Origin of the sequence: Fimbriimonas ginsengisoli Gsoil 348 (genome assembly GCF_000724625.1) — a bacterium.
GTDB lineage: Bacteria > Armatimonadota > Fimbriimonadia > Fimbriimonadales > Fimbriimonadaceae > Fimbriimonas > Fimbriimonas ginsengisoli.
The window spans coordinates 3,547,677-3,566,528 of the sequence record NZ_CP007139.1; the positions used below are offsets into that span (position 1 = coordinate 3,547,677).

Annotated in this window: 9 protein-coding genes; 6 read left to right on the forward strand and 3 right to left on the reverse strand. The window is 61.2% G+C overall.

The window, feature by feature from the left end:
* The first annotated feature begins 109 nt into the window (after nt 1–109).
* On the forward strand, nt 110–1,897 hold the full coding sequence (locus OP10G_RS15995; RefSeq protein WP_025229434.1) for an AfsR/SARP family transcriptional regulator: 1,788 nt from the start codon (nt 110–112) through the stop codon (nt 1,895–1,897).
* Here the strand turns inward: OP10G_RS15995 and OP10G_RS24835 are convergent.
* Nucleotides 1,842–5,132 carry an AAA-like domain-containing protein gene (locus OP10G_RS24835; protein ID WP_025229433.1) on the reverse strand — a complete coding sequence of 1,097 codons (3,291 nt, stop codon included), beginning with the start codon at nt 5,130–5,132 and terminating at the stop codon, nt 1,842–1,844. The two genes, OP10G_RS15995 and OP10G_RS24835, sit on opposite strands and share 56 nt — an antisense overlap.
* 289 nt (nt 5,133–5,421) lie before the next feature.
* Between OP10G_RS24835 and OP10G_RS16005 the strand changes: the two genes are divergently transcribed.
* The 3 genes from OP10G_RS16005 (at nt 5,422) to OP10G_RS16015 (ending at nt 12,553) form a co-directional block, all read left to right on the forward strand.
* Entirely contained in the window at nt 5,422–7,284 is a 1,863-nt protein-coding gene (locus tag OP10G_RS16005; protein WP_025229432.1) for a hypothetical protein, read from the forward strand.
* Nucleotides 7,281–8,198 carry a redoxin domain-containing protein gene (locus OP10G_RS16010; protein WP_025229431.1) on the forward strand — a complete coding sequence of 306 codons (918 nt, stop codon included), beginning with the start codon at nt 7,281–7,283 and terminating at the stop codon, nt 8,196–8,198. Before OP10G_RS16005 ends, OP10G_RS16010 begins: the two co-directional genes overlap by 4 nt.
* Before the next feature lie 284 nt (nt 8,199–8,482).
* Nucleotides 8,483–12,553: an SLBB domain-containing protein gene (locus OP10G_RS16015; protein WP_025229430.1), complete on the forward strand. Its 4,071-nt coding sequence runs from the start codon at nt 8,483–8,485 to the stop codon at nt 12,551–12,553.
* A 532-nt stretch (nt 12,554–13,085) separates the two neighbouring features.
* Here OP10G_RS16015 and OP10G_RS16020 read toward each other — a convergent pair.
* Entirely contained in the window at nt 13,086–15,209 is a 2,124-nt protein-coding gene (locus OP10G_RS16020) for a HEAT repeat domain-containing protein (RefSeq protein WP_158409257.1), read from the reverse strand.
* Between the two features lie 337 nt (nt 15,210–15,546).
* Here OP10G_RS16020 and OP10G_RS16025 point away from each other — a divergent pair, with 337 nt between their 5' ends.
* Nucleotides 15,547–16,959, forward strand: coding sequence for an MBOAT family O-acyltransferase (locus tag OP10G_RS16025; protein ID WP_025229428.1), 1,413 nt, complete (start codon nt 15,547–15,549; stop codon nt 16,957–16,959).
* 10 nt (nt 16,960–16,969) lie between these two features.
* Nucleotides 16,970–17,878, forward strand: a complete 909-nt coding sequence (locus OP10G_RS16030; RefSeq protein WP_025229427.1) for an SGNH/GDSL hydrolase family protein — start codon at nt 16,970–16,972, stop codon at nt 17,876–17,878.
* Between the two features lie 235 nt (nt 17,879–18,113).
* Here OP10G_RS16030 and OP10G_RS16035 read toward each other — a convergent pair whose 3' ends face one another.
* Nucleotides 18,114–18,782, reverse strand: coding sequence for an LbetaH domain-containing protein (locus tag OP10G_RS16035; RefSeq protein WP_025229426.1), 669 nt, complete (start codon nt 18,780–18,782; stop codon nt 18,114–18,116).
* Between the last annotated feature and the right edge of the window lie 70 nt (nt 18,783–18,852).

Here is an 18,852-nt window from a genome sequence, read left to right on the forward strand (position 1 = left end):
GGAACGCGCGAGACGCCCGGGGTCAGGAGGCCGCTCTGGAGAGCAGCGGTCCAAGGCTCGCCTTTGTGTAAGATAAGGATAGTTTCGGCACGGTGAAGATAGAAAGCACGTGGAAGTAACCGCGCAAGCCCCGGCTGTCTGGATTCAACTACTGGGCAGCTTTCGAGTGGTCCTTGGCCGGAGCCCGGATCAACCGCAGCGATTTCGCTCCCGTACCGCCGAGAGGCTGCTCGCCTCCCTCGCCCTCCGGCTTGGGCACGCAGTTCACAAGGGTGAGCTTCTTGAGGCGCTTTGGCCCGCCAGCGATGGGGACCGTCAGGCGCAAAACCTAAGGAAGGCGATCTCCGATATTCGGCAAGTATTGGAGGACGGCTCAACCGTGGTACTTTCGCACGGCGATCGCCTTTGGCTCGACTCCGCCCAAGTCCAGACCGATGTCGACCGATTCAAGCGCCTCACCGACGCCGGTCTCGAAGGGAACGAGTCTGAGCAAAACCTTCGAGCGGCGCTGAAGCTTTACGGCGGCCCGCTTCTGGCCGAGGAGGAAGAGCCGTGGCTCCAGGTTCACCGGATGGAGTTGGAGGAGCGATTCGGCCAGTCCGTGGAGCAGATGATCGCGCTCCTCTTAAGCTCCGAAAAGTACGACGAGGCGCTAAGAATTGGCCGCCAAGCCGTCATCGCCGCCCCGTTGAGGGAAGACGTACACATGGCCCTCATCCGGGCCTACGCCTCCTCGGGGCTGCGAACGGAGGCGATCCGCCAATTCGAAGAGCTCGAGTCGCTTCTAAGCAACCAGTGGGGCGAGTCCCCCTCCCAGAAAAGCGTAGAGACGTTCGAAGCCCTTTGGGGCCAACGGGAACCTCCGCCCCTCCGAGAGGCCCCGCCGGAGTCGCCGGGTGGGGCGATTTCAGCGAACTCCTCCTTCTATATCTCGCGAGAGTGCGACCAGGTATTTCGCCGGGCGATCGCTCGCTCGGAAGCAACGATTCTCATTCATGGCCCCCGCCAAGTAGGAAAGACCTCTCTGCTTGGGCGGGTGTTGAATGGAGCTCGCGCCGATTTTAAGGTCGCCATCACCGACTTCCAGGTTCTCAGCCGCCCTCAGATGGCCGATGCCGACTCGTTCAGCCGGGCGCTTGCCTACGGATTCGCGACTCAGCTCGGAGTTCGAGTCGATTTCGCCGAGGTATGGAACGATTGGATCGGCCCCAACTCGAATCTTCACTCAGTCGTCGAAGCGGTATTGCGCCAGGTCGAGGGTCCGGTCGTCTGGGCGATGGACGAAGCGGACCGTCTGTTCGGCGTAGAATTCGCCGACGACTTCTTCGGCCTCGTGCGGAGTTGGCACAACCTTCGAGCCATGGATTCCGGAGGGCCGTTCTCCCGCCTATCTCTGGTGATCTCCTATGCCACGGAGGCGCACCTGTTTATCCAGGACATCAACCAGTCTCCGTTCAATGTCGGGATCCGGATTCCGGTGAGGGACTTTGCCGAGGCGGACGTAGAGGAGTTAAGCCTTCGCTATGGTCTGCGTCTAGCCCATCAAGACGTTCGCCGCCTTTTCGACCTCACCGGAGGACAGCCGTTCCTCACCCGAAAAGCGCTCGACGCATTGGTTCACGGCGGAGGAACCGTCGAGTCGCTGCAGAGGAACGCCGTCGATGAGGACGGTCCGTTTGGCGAGCATCTCCGGCGGCTTCTTTTCGTCACCTCGCGTGATCCGATTACCCGCGAGGAGATTGCGAGGTTCCTCCGCCGCCAACCGTTCTCCGATCCAAAGACCCCGCTACGCCTCATGGCCGGCGGAATGCTCATCCGGAACACGTCGGGCCAACTCGAATTCAGGGTGCCCGCTTACCGGCCGTTCCTGGAGCGCTACCTACTCGGGTCGGGGTGATCCTCTCGCTACGCCAGAAGCGGACCGTGTGGTCCGCGCTGGACGTCACCAATGTTTTTCCATCGCGCGTAAATTCGGCGTCGAGGACAGAGTCGGTGTGCCCACTCAGTTTTAGGATCTCGAATCCGTCGTCGGCGTCGAAGATGCGGACGTAGCGATCCGCGCACGAGGTAACGATACGCCGGCCATCGGGCGACCACTCCGCGGCCGAGACCCACGACCCGTGCTGCAGGATCGGTCCCTGCGAGCCGTCTTTCACGTTCCAGATGCGGGCCGTTCCGTCGTAGGAGGTGCTGAGCACTTTTGAGCTATCCGGTGAGAATCTCGCTTGCCAAAGCCTCGCGCCGTGCCCCCGGAGGATCTGCTCTCGTCCCGAACCATCGAGGGGAAACAGGTAGCCGTTGGAGTCGCGGCATGAGGCCGAAAGCCACTTTCCATTGCCGGAGAATTCGATGTCGGTAACCATCGAGGCAAGCTTTTTCACGAGACGCACCGTCTTCATCGTCTTTGGTTCGAGAAGCGCGACGTCGCCGCCAATAGAGCTAACCGCGACCGTTTTCCCGTCCGGGGAAAAACAGAGGCGGTTGCAGACGAAAGATGGCGAGGCAAACAAGACCGGATTGGCTCGCCAATCGGACAAGTACGCAATTCCACCGCCGAGCAGCGGAAAGGCTATCCCTTCTTTGGGCGAGAACGCCGCGGCAACCGGATGTTTGCCGGGAATACTCAAGCGGCGCAACACTCGGCCTCCCCGGGGCTCGATAAACAAAATCGTTCCGTCGTTGTCGACGAGGGCTAACAGTCCACCATCGTTGGAGAACACCGCGGGGAGCGCCGCGAGGGGCACGCCTACCCTATAGGTGGCGACTGGACTTCCCGAGGCGATATCCAAGAGGACAGCCGTTCCATCTCTCGAAGTGGTGATTGCCCGCGTTCCGGTTGGCGACGTCTTGATGGAAAGCACGTCCAATCGGTGAACCAAGATTTTTTGAAGCGGCGGTTTTGAATCGGTGTCCCAACGCAACAGCCCCTTTTCCTGCGTGGTGGCGAGGATGGTTCGGCCGTCGGGGCTCATATCGACGCTGTATAACCCGGATCGGTCGCTTACAAAGAGATTGAGGAGTTTTTGCTGGGCGACGTCCCAGATGCGGGCCGTTCCGTCGTAACTGCAGGTAACGATCTTATTCGGGTCGCTGCGCAGCCACAGCGTGTCCATGACGGGAGCGGTATGGCCCGCGAGGCGAGCGACGGTCGATCCGTCGACGGTCCGCATGATCGACAGGATGGGTGACAGTTTCAATGACGCGATCAGCTTGTCGTCCGGACTGAAGACACCGCTTACCGGGGTGCTCTTATGAGTTGCGATGTTATACAAGAGGGGCTGGTCGCCCATGCCGATGATGGAAAGTAGCCGGCCATCGTGAGAGAAGGTGAGTCCCATGGGCTCCACCGGCGTGTCTACAAATCTGCGTTGGCCGTTAACTCGGTCGACCAATGTAAATCCTCTCGCTTTTCGGCTTCCGAGGACGACCGTTCGCATATCGCCGCTTAGGCTCATCGTCTCGCTTAGCACGGCAGAGAAGACTCCGATACCGGCTCGGACTCGGTCAAGGAGAGGATGTTCGTCGCGAGTGAGGCGAAGCCAGTAAGCAAGGCGAACCAGGCTAGTTGGGTTGGCTACGGAGGCGACACGCTTCCCGTTAACCAGAAGGTCGCGATCGCGGGCCTCGATGAGCGAGCCACCTTCTATCCAGGCGGAATACGAGAAAACTTGGGAGCGGCCCGGGATTTCCGGAGGGCGCAATACCGTCGGTTCCCCTAAAGTGGCGTTCAGGAACCCCCATTCCCAGCCCCGTTGCGGCGACTTACGCTGGCTTTCGATTAGCTGGCGCGCCTTGAGATAGCTCCCTTCCTGAATCCGCTCGGAGGCCAGCGCCATCGAGCTTTGATAAGCGATCTTGGTGTTTTCGCGCGAGAGACGCCGGCTTTCCGCGAGAGCCCGGTCTCGGTCACGAGTGAGCGCCAGCAGCCAAACCGCGACCAGGGAGACCGCCGATAAAAGCGCAAGCGAAATCCCCGCGACTCTTCGAGTCGCGCCGGCCGAAGCCGCGCGTTGACGTCGAACTTCGGCATCGGGAAGGTTAGTCCGGCGCCAGCGTTCGTCGAAGAGCGTGCGATAGAGCCGGTTTCGGATCCGCAGCGTCCCCGCTTCCTCGACCGCGATGCCTGAGAGGAGCAGAGTCGAAATGAGCGCTTCCTCGTGGTGGGCCGAAATGAGATTCCGGCGAAGCAGCAGGCGATACACCTCCAGAAGCTGGTTGCGCGATTCCTCCTTCGATACTCCGGGCAAGGACGCCTCGAGTAAGCGTCTTTCGGCATCCGCGATATTCGGCTCTCTCTGGCGTGCCTCCGAGCTCAGCAGCCGGCGCTCGACAAGCGCGTCGACGTCGCTCGGTTTGACGACGCTCGCGTCGGTCACCACCAAAAACGCCAACAGCTGGGTTAGGTAAGGGTGTCCGCTCACCCAATAGTGAATCCGGCGCAAGATCGCTTTGCCATCGCGCCCATGCCGCGATAACTCCGCGGAGTAAGCATCGGTCTCCTCCAAGGTGAAGTCGGTCAGCTCGATCCGGCGGCCGACGTTGAACGGCGTCACGTCTTCGTTGTGGATGAGCTGGCTCGGGGCTGCCACCCCGGCCAAACAGAAGCTGAGGCGGCGAAACTCCGGTGAACTGGCCCGGCGGTTGTAGCACTCGCGAATGGCGGCGAAGAACTCATCGGCGGAGAACGGAAGCGCCTGCACAAAGTCGACCTCGTCCACAAAGACCACGACCGGTCCAGTTATTGAAGGAAGGACGACCTCCTCGATCGCTCCGAAGAACCTGAAAGAAGGGCCGAAATCGGTTCTCTCTTTCCAGTATCGGAAGAGAACGGCCGTCAGATTGAGCTCTTGGCCAATCGAGTGAAGCAGCCCCGCGTACCACTGCTCGGGCTGTAGGTTCGTCCCCAGGCGCTGGAGGTCGATTCGGAGCGTGGTGATGCCGCGCTCGTGCAGTCGCTCCAGAGACCGAACGATGAGAGACGACTTTCCCTTTTGCCTTGAGTCCAGGATGAAAACGAATTCGGAGGACAACAGCGCCGCCGTCGTTTCTTCGTCGGCTCGCCTCATCACATAACTGGCGGAGCCGGGCGGCAAAGTCCCCCCAGGTTCAAAGAACTCGCCGCGATCGATCACAGCGACATCCTAACCCCATCGGTGTGACGAGAATAGTTTCCATGGACCGCTGGTCTCCAGACCGGCTCTCCCTCCGAATAAGCTAACCCATGCAAAGAAAGGCCCTTCCCCCTTGAATCTCTTTGCGTCTTAGCGCCTTTGCGTGACCAATCCGGCTGCCCCCCGAGCGATCGCGGTCCCAGGACTTCGCCGCCCGTCACAGATCGGTCACACCCTCATTTGTAGAGTCGCTAGCAATCGCCGCGAAATTTCGCGAGCAAGCCTGAACGCAAATTCAAGGAAAAAGCGAATGACACTTCTACTTCTATCCGCGACCCTCGCGATGGCCTTCAACCCTCCTCCCGGCGTCGGGAGCCCGACCCTCCAAGACAAATCCCAGCAAGCGACCGCGCAAGAAAAGGAGCGGGCGCGAAAGGAAGGGATCACCCCTGCCGAAATGTCGCCCTGGCTAGCGTCGACCCGAAACCGGGCTCCCCAATCCGGCTTTGATCTGAGGACCCCGCTGCTTACGCCCCAACAGCTAAGCGCTCTTGGCAGCCCCACGTCGCCAGTTTGTGCGAACGGCGGCTTCGAGCTGGGAACGTTTGCCAACTGGCACATGTACCAAGGCTCCTTTGCGGGAGTCGGCGCGTTGACGCTCGCCGCTACCACCCCTCCGGCTCCCACCGCGACGACCCAGCTTTCGAGTCGTCACACGATTCTGCCAGTCACCAGTTGGAGCCCGAACGGAAGCTTTACGCCGAAGACCAGCTATACGGCCGCGACGGCGCCTCCCGGATGGAACGGCCCTTACGACCCGATCGTAAGTTTGGCCGGAGCCAGCAGCGGCAATGGGCAAGACCTGCCACTACCGTTCCCAGGCGGACAAGCCCACACTCTTCGTTTGGGCAATCCGATGAACGGCTCGGGAGCGGAAGCGGCCGTCATGACCTTCACGGTTCCGCCGACGATGACCGACTTCACTTTCCAATACGGAATGGTGCTGGAGGACCCCGGGCACGACGCCGACCACCAGCCGCGACTCATTTACCAGCTCTACGACATGACGGCCGGCAACATGGTCGACAGCTTCCAGCGAGTGGCGAGTCAAACCGACCCGTTTTTCAAAACCGGCATGGTTCCGGGCGGCCACATCGTTTGGCGTCGAGTCTCGTGCCAGCGAATTCCGATCGCCTCGCGGGTGGGGCACCAACTTGTCGCGATCTTTGTGAACACGGACTGCGGCTTCGGCGGCCATTTCGGCTACTCCTACATCGATTCGCTATGCGACCAGAGCCTCGGCAAGCCGATTCTTAACTTGCCCGAAAAGATCTGTGTCGACAAGGACCTGCAGGCCGACGGGAGCCAAAGTGTCGGCGTGATCACTTATAGCTGGACCGTCACCCAGTGCGATCAGAACGGAAACAACGAGGTCCCCAGCACCAGCGTGATCGTGAACGGAACCGGCCCCATCACGGGCCTCTTCGACGTAACGAGAGAGACGGTCGATCACCGGCGCCCTCTGGTATGCGGCCACTATTACAAAGTCAAGCTCAAGGTCGAGACCGAGTGCGCACAGATTGACGCCGTCTCGAAAATCGTCTACGTAGACTGCTGCGCTCCCGCCGAGGAGTGTTGCCGAGACATCCGGATCGGACGCGATAACTCTCTCCGGCCGACCGCAAGAGCCGGTACCTACGCGCTGAACCTTCAGCTCACCGGCCTCCCCGGCGGCGTAAGATCGATCGACTTCGACATCGCCAGCTCCTCGCAGGCGAACACCGGAACCTCTTGCCCGCCCGGAGGCCCGGTCTTCGGATACGTATCGAATGCAGCGGCGATTAGCGGTCTCAACTTTGGCGGACCGACCTATCCGGCCAACCCATATAGCCATTGTGTCGATTGGCTCTCGCCCGGAACGACTGCCGCAAGCAGCCCGGTCCTGCCGGTAACGCTGACCTTCCCGACCGCTCCCAGATCTTGCGTGAACTTCCTTCGGTTCTGCGTGAAGATTTCGGTCAAGACGGAAGGATGCCGCTCTTGCGAAATCTACCAGTGGTTCTACTATCGGCGCACCGCCAATGCCGCCGGCCGTGAGACGATCGATCCGATTCGAGCCGACCAGTGGCCGAGCGGGATTCGGGATCGCGAGGAAGGTGGCGATTCGCGATGATTCCAAACGCGGTTTTGCTCACCGCGGCCTGTCTCTTCTGGGGGCCTCCGGGCCCCCAGAACGATACCGTCCAACTCGCCCCCACCTTCTCCGTCACCGACCTGAAGAACGAGCGTGTGGATAACACCCGATTCAGGGGCCGCACCACGGTGCTTTTTGTGTTCTGCGAATGTCGGGAATGCCGCCTGGTGGCCGAAGAATGGTCGCGACGGGCTCGAAGTGCGGTCGTCCAGACGTTTGCCTGTTACTCGGGAAAGACCGACGAGGTCAAGAAGATGGCCAACGCGTGGCCGGGAGGCAACGATTCCACTCGGTTCCTCGTCGATCCGAAGTTCACCATCGCCGAGAAGTACCGGGCTCTCCCCTGTCCGGCCGCTTTCGTGATCGACGGTTCGGGCCGCCTCCGATACTCCAGCAAAGAGACGGCGGGAGAGCTCGAGTCGGACCCGAAGATCATCGTAGATCAAATCTTGGATTCCGTATCCGATATCAAGTCCGGGCGCCCGGTGACACTGGCCCCACGCGCCGCCGGCGCGAAGAAGACCTTGGTCCCCGTTGAGACATCCGCGAATATCCGGCGGGACGACCATACGATCTCCAACGTGATTTCCGCCCCCCGGTCCGATAAAGAAGCCACCGTCGAGCGGCAGTTCCAATTCCGCAATCCGTCGAGGGCGCCGGTACGGATCGACCAAGTTGTCAGCTCGTGCGGTTGCAGCGACGCTGGTCTGCTGATCGGAGAGTCGATGGCTTCCTCCGGCACCGTTCTACCGGGTAAGAGCGTTCGCGTTCGGGTCCGGCTAAAGGTCGCCCCGAATTACACCGGGCAGAGATCCGTACAAGTCTGGCTACTGGCAAAAGGCACGTCCGTTCCGCTTGGATGCATTCAGATCGAGGTTCACGGAGCGTCCTGACCTACGTCCAAGTCCACCCCCTCGGAAGGTCGTTCTTTTGGCCCAGTGCGAATTCGGGAAACTTATCGGCTAAGCCGGGAGTTGTTAAACTAGGATCGCGATGAAGGGCGGCAGGGGGACGAGCAGTTTTTTGCTTTTTGTGCCTGCCTTTTGTCGCGTCCGCGAGGGAAGAGGGCGAAGTACACCGCAACTTTGACAGGGCCTAGTGTGCCCGGATAAGGTTGCGGGTACGCTCGCGATCCGAAGAATTGTTGGTCCGGCATCCCGCCGGGCCAGGACGTGCAATGCAACAGCGAAAACAAACTGTTTCCAGCAAACTTTCCATCCGGCATTTACTGGTCGTAGCGTTCGGCTTCGCGCTCATCGCCGGATCGATACCGGTAACCGCATTTGGCAGTCAGTCGACCGGCGCCGCCGCTACTGGAGCTGCCGCCACCGGCGCTGCTGCAACCGGGGCGCAGGCGACCGGAGCCGCTACGACCGGAGCCGCCGCGACCGGAGCGGGCGCTACTGGAGCGCAAGCGACCGGGGCCGCCACTACCGGCGCCGCCACCACTGGAGCTCAAGCCACCGGAGCCGCGACCACGGGAGCCCAAACCACCGGAGCGCCGACCACCGGAGCACCCACGACAGGTGCGCAAACGACAGGCGCGCCCACGACTGGCGCCCAAACAACCGGCGCTGCGACAACCGGAACGCCGACGACCGGCGTCGCCACCACCGGCGCGCAGACCACCGGAACGCCGACGACGGGAACGCCGACGGCCGGGGCTACCACGGCCATGGTCCAAACCGGCGGCGTCGCTACCGCGGGCGCATCGACCGCCAACAACCCGAATGCCGCCGGCACCAACCCCGGTCTGGTCGGATCACCCGCAGGTGGCGTTGTGAACACCTACGTTCCGTTCCGAACCTACGGTTTCCAATTCTTCGAAGGGGCGCGAAAGGCGGTCGAGCTGCGACGAGCGAGCGGCCTCCCTCAAACGACAATTCCGCTTGGCGGACTGCAAGGGATCGCCGGCCCTGAGGGCCAGCAAACCGTCAATAACCCAGTGCCGGAGCGATACCAGCTCGGACCGGGCGACAGTCTCATCGTTCGCTACTCCAGCCCGACGATGGAGCCCAAGACCGCCGAGGTCCAGGTCGACACCCGCGGCTACGTGGTCATACCGGAAACCGGGACCCAGGTCGTAGCGCGCGGACAGACCCTCTCCCAATTTGAGAGCCGGCTTCGCCAGGAAATGGCGACCAGCATCCGCAACGTCACGCTTAGCGTGACCCTGAAAGAGCTTCGGACGATTTCGATCGTCATCCTCGGCGACTCGTACGCCCCTGGCACCTATCAGGTCCCGTCCAGCGTCACGATGTTCAGCGCGCTGTACGCTTCCGGCGGACCGGCGGACACCGGTTCCATGCGCCGCATCCTTCTGCGGCGGGCGAACACGCCGACTCGTGTGATCGACCTGTACCGTTTCTTTATCAAGGGAGACGCGAGCCAGGACGTGCCGATCCAGCCCGGCGACGTCATCCAGATCGAACCCTCGGAGGCGCGAGTAGAAGCGCGAGGCGAAGTCAAGCGCCCCGCCATCTATGAGCTTCTGCCGACGGAGCATCTGAAAGATCTTCTTTCTTATGCAGGGGGCATTCGCGCCAACGCGGTCGCACAAAAGGTCTCCGTGCAAACCGTTCGGCCCGGGGTTGCCCGCCAGCTCATCGACGTCAATCTCCTTCGAAACGGAACGGCCGACAACCCCTCCCTTTTCGACGGCGACGTCGTCGACGTCTTCAGCATCCGAGCCGATGTCACCAACATGGTGACGATCGACGGCGACGTCGACCAGCCCCGGCAGTTCCAGATCACCCCCGGCATGCGCGTTTCGACCCTGGTCGAGAACGCCCGCGGAGTTCGACCCGACGCCAGTCTGGCGCGTGCCGACCTCTTCCGGCTCAATCCCGATTACTCTCTGACCCTGATCCCGATCAACCTCGGGCAAGCGCTCAGGCACGACCTAAACGCGGACGTGGTTCTCAAGCCGAACGACCGGCTGGTCGTCTACAAGGTGTCGGAGCTCCAATGGACCGGCGAGCACCAGGTCGAGATCATCGGCGCGGTGCAGCGACCCGGCGCGTTCGTTCGCGCTCAGGGAATGACGATTCGCGACCTTCTCATTCAGGCCGGCGGCCTCCTGCCCGACGCGTACGGCGACGTTGCATTCCTGCAGCGCCGCAATGCCGACGGTACGCCCGGTCAACTCTTCCGACTTAACATCGGCCGTATCGCTAACGGCGATACGCGACAGAATCTCGTCCTCGAAGATCGCGACGTTCTGAGAATCAGCACGCTCCAGGAGTTCCAGGCTCAGCCCGATCAGCTCGTGGAAATCGCGGGCGCCGTTCAGCGGCCGGGCCAGTTCCCTCGATCCGCGAACATGACGGTTCGAGACCTGCTCCAGCTTGCCGGTAACGAGACGCTCGACGCCTCGTCGAGAATCTTCCTGCAGCGAACGCAGCCGAACGGTCTTCCCGGTCAATTGTTCCAGCTCGACCTTGGTCGAGTCCGCAGCGGCGATCCGACGCAGAACCTGCCCTTGGAGCCAAGGGACCGGTTGACCCTTTACACGATCTCGCAAATCGGCTTCGTCGGCCCGCAGACCGTCGAAGTTTCCGGAGCCGTTCAACGGCCCAACGTCTTTCCGCGCTCGACGAATATGCGAGTTGGGGACCTGATCGCCCTCGCCGGCGGCGTGATGCCCAACACGTACCTGGATCGGGCATACCTGCAGCGCACCAATCCAGATAACACCCCCGGGCCGATGCTTGTCGTCGACCTTCAGGCCGTACTCGCCGGCAATCCGGCGGCGAACATCCTTCTCGAAGACCGCGACAAGCTGAATGTCTTCACCAAGGAGATGGCGCAGGTTCAGGGCGACAAGACGGTCGAAATCACCGGCTCGGTTCAACGGCCGGCGATCTATCCGCGGTCGGCCAACATGACGGTCAAGGACCTCATCGAGTTCTCCGGCGGCCTGACGCCGAAGGCTTACTTGGAGAAGGCTTGGCTCCAGCGGGTCAATCCGGACAACACCCAGGGACCGCTCGTTCCGTTGGACCTTAGGCAGGTCATGGCCGGCGATCCGAAAGCCAATCTGGTGCTTCAGGATCGGGATCGGTTGTCGGTCTACACCAAGGAAATGGTGTCGTTCCACGTCGATGAGCTGGTGGAGATCAAAGGAGCGGTTCAGCGCCCGTCGGTCTTCCCCAAATCGAGCAACATGACCCTGAAGGATCTGTTCGAGCTGGCCGGCGGACCGCTGCCGACCGCCGCGGACACGGTTGAAATCGCGCATGCCTATACGCCGCGCGGCACGCCGTTCCAGCGGATTCGCTTGGCGGATATCCTGAGTGGAGTCCCGAGCGCAAATGCTCAGCTCCAATCCGGCGACGTCGTCATTCTTGCTGAGAAGAGCGACGTTCGGGTGCGGCCGCGAGTCGTCACCGTCCTTGGTCAGGTCGCCTTCCCCGGCCCCTACCTCCTCACCGGCTCCGACGACCGTCTGAGCAATGTGATTAAGCGAGCCGGCGGCCTCACGGCGAACGCGTTCCCCGATGGAGCGGAGTTCGATCGCGATCCGTCGAAGCTCGCGACCCCGCTTCAGCTCAAGATCCAGCCGGATCTTGCGGAGACGCTGCGGTTGGTCTCGGAGGACGAGTACAAACGCGCAGCGGCTCTTGCCGATATGGACCGGTTGCGCATCGTGTTCTCGAACGGTAGTTCCATCAACGGTGCCACCTCGCCGATTCTGCCCGGAGGAATCCCAGGCGCCCAAGGCCCGACGACGGGGATCTCCGTCGACAACGCCCTTGGCCACGCTCTTAGCAGTGAGGCGGCCACCAAGGCTCGCGTCCTGGGTCCGAAGGAGCTGCTCCCCTCGGGGAACCTGAACGTGAACCTCTCGGGCGCGGTTCGCCATCCGGGTAGCCATGACGACACGGTTCTGCAAGACGGTGACGTGATTATCATCCCGGAGATGCCGACCACGGTTAGCGTCACGGGCGCGGTCGTCCGTTCTTCGTCCATCGTGTTCGAAGAGGGTAAGGGGCTGGACTACTACCTCCAGAAGGCGGCTGGTATGACGAACGACGCCGATCCTAAATCGACGATCATCGTCCGCGCCTCCGGCGCTCTCGACCGATACCGAAAGGGTGTCAGAATCCGAGCCGGAGACAACATCCTCGTCCCGACGAAGGTGCAAGCGATCCGCCTAGCGGAGCGTCAGAACGCCTTGGCGACGATTACCCAATCGGTCACCTCGGCCGGCATCACCCTCGCCCTAATCCGATCCCTCACCCGCTAACCTGAGTGTGAGATCGGCCCAAAGAGGCCAGGCGGAGTTCCTCCGCTTGGCCTCTTTCCTATGAAGGGCGAAGCGTTGTAGCCGCAGGTTGGCTCGTACCTGCGTGGGAGCGTCTCGTTTTCAGAGAAAGCTTGTGGATCGTTGAGGTTTGTCGCGCAGGTACGAGCCAACCTGCGGCTACAACGCTTCGCGTTACCATTCCCCAGCAAACCCGGGAGTGCTCGACCCAAAGCCCCACAGCCTTGTCGCGGCCAACACGGCCGAACGATCGAAGGTGCGGACGAAGGGTTATCGCGGAATTATCTCTGGGCTACGGGTCGAATCAGACTCTTTGTGTCCGATGCGACAAAGCAGACTGTCCCAAGGGAAGAAGAGAGGCCTTATGGTCACCAACAAAATGGATTGACAATAGAGGTTCACCCGTAGCCCGGGGATTTATCCCCGGAGGAGCCTTGAACCGCGGCTAAAGCCACGGGCTACGGGCAAGATGAATGTCAACCCAATTTGTGAATGACCATCAGGCCCGACGAAACTAGCGGATGCCTGGGCTATAGGTGTCGTGGACCCGCTTGTCCTCTTCGAGGGAGCTGTCGCTGAATTTGCCGGTCGAGAACGGAACGTACAACGCCAAATAGGCGCGGAAGGCCAGCACCGGGTCGTTCTTTTGCGTCCGGAACGCCTCCAGGGCCGCGCTTCCTTCGGGGCCGAATCGCACAAGTGCCTTCCCAAGGTTACGCCAGGCCCAATCTGCGTCCGGAAGCGTCGAGCCCTGGCCGTAACGGCCGAACTGCTCCTTCAGGATTGCGAACGCCTTCTTCCTCCGATCCCCGCTTAGGCGCGAAGCGAACGACGCGACGTTCTTCGTCGCCTGGCTGCGAACGGTCGACGATGGGTCATCGAGACCCGCGATCGTGATATCCCAAGACGCGGGATCCGGAATCGGAAGGATCGCCTGCAGCGCGTAGTAACGCGTCACCTCGTCCGGGTCCGATTGGGCTAGCGGGCGGAGTTGATCGAAGAAGGTGTTCTCCTTATCTTTCCACCCCATAATCGCCCGTACCGCGACCTGGCGAACGTTGGCCGACGGATCTTTCAGCGCCGCCAAGACCTGGTCCTGAGCGACGCCGCGCAAGGCGACGAACGCCTTCACCGCGACCTCTTTCTCGATCCAGTTCGTATCCCCTCGCAGCCGGTCCAGAATGAGGGGCGCCGCGGCCGCATCGCCGGACATGCCGAGCGCCTCGATCGCCGCCACCCTTACGCTTGGCTCGCTGTCGGAGAGCCGCCCTGCGAACACGTTGGCGCTCGCCGGGCCGAGCCGGGCTCGTGCCCGCAACGCCTGCCGCCGCACGATCGGGTTTTCGTCGTCGATATCTTTCTCGACTTCGCTTGGCTCAGGCTTGATCTCATGGCGGACGATCCTGGCCAACGCCTCCGAACGGTCTTTCCAGTCCCCCGCCCTTACCCCGGCCGCGGGGACCGCCTTCAGGTTATGACGTAGCATCTGCTGCCCAGGGGCGCCCCACCCGGTAAGGTGCGCCCCTTCGGCGACGAGCGCCTGCATATCGGGCGAGAAGGGGCGATCGGTCAACAGAGTTACCGAGATCGACTCCGACTTGCGGAACGGAAGCGCCTTGCGGACGAGCGCCTTGCCCGCATCCGCGGTACCGCCCATGACGCATAGCTCGTCGATGCTCCCTTCCTGCAACCAACGTTGCCAGTCCATCGTCGCGCCCACCGCGACCCGTCCGCCGCTGAGAGGCCACTCTTGCGGAAGGTTCGGGTTTGCCGCGCTCAGAGCCACGGTCAGTTTTTTCCCTTTGGCGTGAAACGCCTTGGAGAGCTCCCTGAAGAACTGGGAAACATACTCCCCCTTGAGATCGCGCCATTTCTGGACGTCGAACGTTTCTTTCCTTGGGTCGACGCCATACCTCTGCTTGAACTCCGCCACCGCTTCGTCGCTATAACCGAATTCGTCCGGGAAGCGGGTGGCGTAGTTCTCCATGTAGGTGTAGAAGAAGAGCCCGTCGTACCCGCCGTTGACCGCTTGATCTGTAAAGCGCTTTACCAAATACGCCCGCGCCGCCGGAATCGAGAGCTCGTAGGGTCCCGGCTGACGCCGCTCGCCGAACCGGTCGATCGGCTTCCACTCCGGATGGGAAGCGAGCGTTGCGTCTTCCACCCCGTAAGGCAGCGTGTCCCAGTACTCGGCTTCAGGTGACGCACCGAAGTCGAACAGGGAAGCCATCATATACAGTTGCACCCCTCGCCGGTGCGCCTCCTGAACCGCGATCCGGTTGACCCCTACCGTGTCGTAGAGGTACCTCTCCCACACGGAGTAGAACTCGAAACGAGAAGGATTCTCCTTTCGATGGATTCCCAAGTTGACGTAATTCTCGCCCTGAGCCCCTCGCCAGAACACCTTGGAGACTTTCTGTACGTTGGCAATCCGCTCGAAGAAGGAGGCGATGGTCGCATTGCTGTCGAGCGGTTCCCAAATCGGATCGTAGTGGGAGTCCGGCACGCTCACGTACATCGACAACGTGCCCGGCACGGCATCCTGGTGTTTGGGAGCTCGGTGCGGAGGCGTTCCGTGGGCGAGCATTAGCGCCCAGAATCCGGCGATTCCCGTGAGGGCCACGCTGCAGCGAATCATGTTGTTTGAGCTCACCGATCGTCCTTTCATTGCAATCCTCTCCTGGAGCTGAGCAATCCTGGCAAGGCCGCCGGCCGATCGCGCCATGAAATAGCTAGCGGTTCGACGGAGGGTTTGCCTGGGGTGTTCTTCTTCTACGTAGCCTACGGGTTATAGCCCCGCCGTAACGGTAAAACAACCAGGTAAGAACGGGCGTTCCTGCGAAACCGCCTCATCCGCGAGAAATTTCGCTCGGTTGGCGAGAGGGTGGGCAGAATGGAGTACGACCGCGCAAGACGCGGCGCTCACTAGGTAGATTTTCTGTCGCAAGGGGCCTACCCGCCTTCGCTTGTCGCCGATGCTGTTCAATTCGATCGTCTTTGCCGTCTTCGCGGTCGTTTTCTTTTCGGTCTGGTGGCTTGTTAAGTGGCGTCCAACCGCCCGGTACCTGACGATCATCGGGTTCAGCTTCTTCTTTTACGCTTACGACACCCCCTGGTGGCTGCTGCTCCTCATGGGCACGGCGATCCTGGACTATTTCGCGGGACTCGGCATTCTCAGCCGCCCCCATCTCAAACGGTTGTGGGTAACCCTCTCGCTCAGCGGGAATCTGGGCCTGCTTCTCTTCTTCAAGTATCAGTTCTTCATTGGGAAGAACCTATCCCACGTTCTCCAACTCTCCGGTCTCAACCTGGATATCCCGGTGCGGCAACTGGCGCTGCCGATCGGCATCAGCTTCTATACGTTCCAGTCGATGAGTTACACCATCGGCGCGTACCGAGGCATCCTCACGCCGACCCGCAACATCCTCCACTTCTTCGCGTACGTCTCGCTCTGGCCCCAGCTCGTGGCCGGTCCCATCGAGAAGGCCGCCCACCTATTGCCTCAGGTGGCCAATCCGAAACCGCTAGAGGACTCGGATGTCTGGGAAGCGATGCTCCTTATCGTGCGTGGCTTCTTCAAGAAGATGGTCATCGCGGACAACCTGGCGCCCGCCGTCAACGCTGCGTTCGGGGCCACCTCGTTTGTCTCGTCGGCTCCGCACTGGTGGCTGATCTCCATCATGTTCGCGCTCCAGATCTACGGCGATTTCAGCGGATACACCGACATCGCCCGCGGATTTGCGAAGCTGATGGGACTGGAGTTCGCGCTGAATTTTAACCATCCCTATGGAGCGAGGTCCGTTCAGGACTTCTGGCGTAAGTGGCATATCTCGCTCTCCACGTGGTTCCGCGATTACCTTTACATCCCGCTCGGCGGCAATCGCGGCTCGACATGGCAGGGGGTCCGCAATATGTGGATCACGATGCTCGTCAGCGGCATTTGGCACGGCGCCGCCTGGACATTCCTCATCTGGGGAGCGCTCCACGCGACCTACCTCACCGTCGAGCGATTTACCGATTGGCCGAAGAAGCTCGCCACGAAGCCGGGCGGAAAGCATCTTGCCGCCGTTCTCGTCTTCGGCCTCGTCACCATCGCCTGGGTCTTCTTCCGGTCGAACTCGACGCATCAGGCGTTCAGCATCGTCGCGACGATGCTGAATCCGTTGCGAATGAGCCTCGCCCCTCTCAAAGCCGTTGATCCCTCCACGTACTTCTTCCTGCTGCTCGCCATTGCCATGGTGCTTAACAGCTACTTCGGCTGGCTACGGAACCTGTACGCGAACAACTCGACGGTAAGGAACCTTCGCCCGGTCTTCGTCGCTCTCCTCATCATGGTTTGCATCTTCTGGCGCGGTCCGGGAGGCGCCTTCATCTACTTCCAGTTCTGAGCCAACCACCATGGACCGACGCGTTACTCAAGCTCTCCTTGTCGCCGCCGTCATTTGCCCGGTGTACGGCCTTATGGCTGGCAAAATCGACAAAGCGCCCCGGGAGGTGACTAATTTCTGGGTTCGCAAGATGCGCCTTTCCGGCGTGGCCGATGTCGTTTTCATCGGAGACTCTCGGGTGAACCGAGGCATCTCGCCGGCGGTCGCCCAGGAAGTGCTGCCCGGACTGCGAATCGAGAACTTCGGTTTCAGCGGCCAAGGGGTCACCCAGCCCTACTTGGATCGGGCTCGCACGGTGGTCGACCCGAACAGCAAGGTTCGCGCCCTCGTCATCGGGGTAACCCCCCGCATGTTCACCGCCGCCGCCATCAAGCTGAGCGAGTACGACAAGTGGGCGAAGATGCGGGAAGTCGACTACTACCTGCAGGACATCGGAAGCGGCGTTAACTACTTCTTCACGCCGGAAGATCCGGTCAAGTTATTTGGCCGTGCCCTCAGCTCCTCCGCACCCCGCTACACGCAATGGTTCGAACCGGGTGGCTGGATGCCGGCGACTCGCTCGACCTTCGACACGAAGAGTGCGGAAGCGGAATACCGGACCCATTTTGCTCGCGGCGGGGCGCTACCGGAGGCGATCGACCGCTTGGTCGCATTCGTTGCCCATGCCAAAGCGGATGGTTTCAAAGTGTTTCTCTTCCGTCCGCCGATTTCACCGCAGGTCCGCGCGATCGAGGACGAGATGGGCCAGTTCGACGAAGCCGCCTTGCGCTCTAGAGTCGAGGCCGCCGGCGCGGTGTGGCTCCCCACCCGTCAAGGCGCCTACCAAACGTTCGACGGCCACCACCTAGATCGAAGCGCTGCCGAAACCTTTACCCGAGACCTTGCAACCGAACTAAAGCCCTACCTCTCTACCCGATAGCCATCGGTTTTTTGGGACTCCCCCGTGTTTCGGTTAGGCTGATGTCGCCGCTTTCAGGGCTCGGAGGGCTTGTCGGCCTCTTTACCAGGGTTCCGCTGCGCTTACCCTAGTAAGTTCTAGGAGGTCGCGCTTTCAGCGCTGAGAGGGATTGGTGGGCTCTTTACAAGGGGTTCCGCTGTGCTACACCCTTCGGGTTGAGATGTCGCCCCCTTGGGGGCTCGGGTAGGAACGGCGTTTAGAGCCAGCCGAAAACCCGCTCCCGCGCGGTCATCTCGTTAGGCTTGATCTTCTGACCCGGGAACTGACCGATCACCACTGAATTGGACGGAACGTCCTTGTCGATAAGGAACGAGTTCGCCCCAAACACCACCTCGTCTCCGATTTGGCATCCCCCCAAGCAGCTCGACTTGGCATAAAAAACCACGCCGTCCCCGAACGTCGGATAGCCGCTCTCGGTCGCTCCGATGGCGCAGTTCTGGTAGGTGACGAAGTAGTTCCCGTACTTGGCGTTCCCCAGCACGGTGCCGACCGGATGGACGAACAGAAAGGTCTCCGGAAGACCGATCCCGTAGAATGCGTCGACCCCGTGAAGCGCCTTGTTCAAGATGAAAAGCTTCGCCGCTACATTCTCATCCCCCGCCCGGTACACGGTATTGGAGACCAGGTACAGGAACATTGCCCAATGATCCGAGTGGAGGTGGCTGAAGAGGATGTCGTTCCCCTCCCGGTAATACTTCTTGTTGATATTTCGGAAGCAGTCGTGAACCCGAGTCACCGCTTCCGCCACCCTCGGCCTTAGCGACTCGACAGTTAGCTCATCGCCATCGGGTACCAGGTGATTCGCTTGGCGGACAAGGAACGCCGTGAGAGAATCGTTGTCCAGCGTAGGGCGAAAGATCAACATCGCCCGATTATGGCGGCAAGACCGCCATAATCTCCTAAGCCCGATGAGTATGCCAAGTACCTTTCCGCCG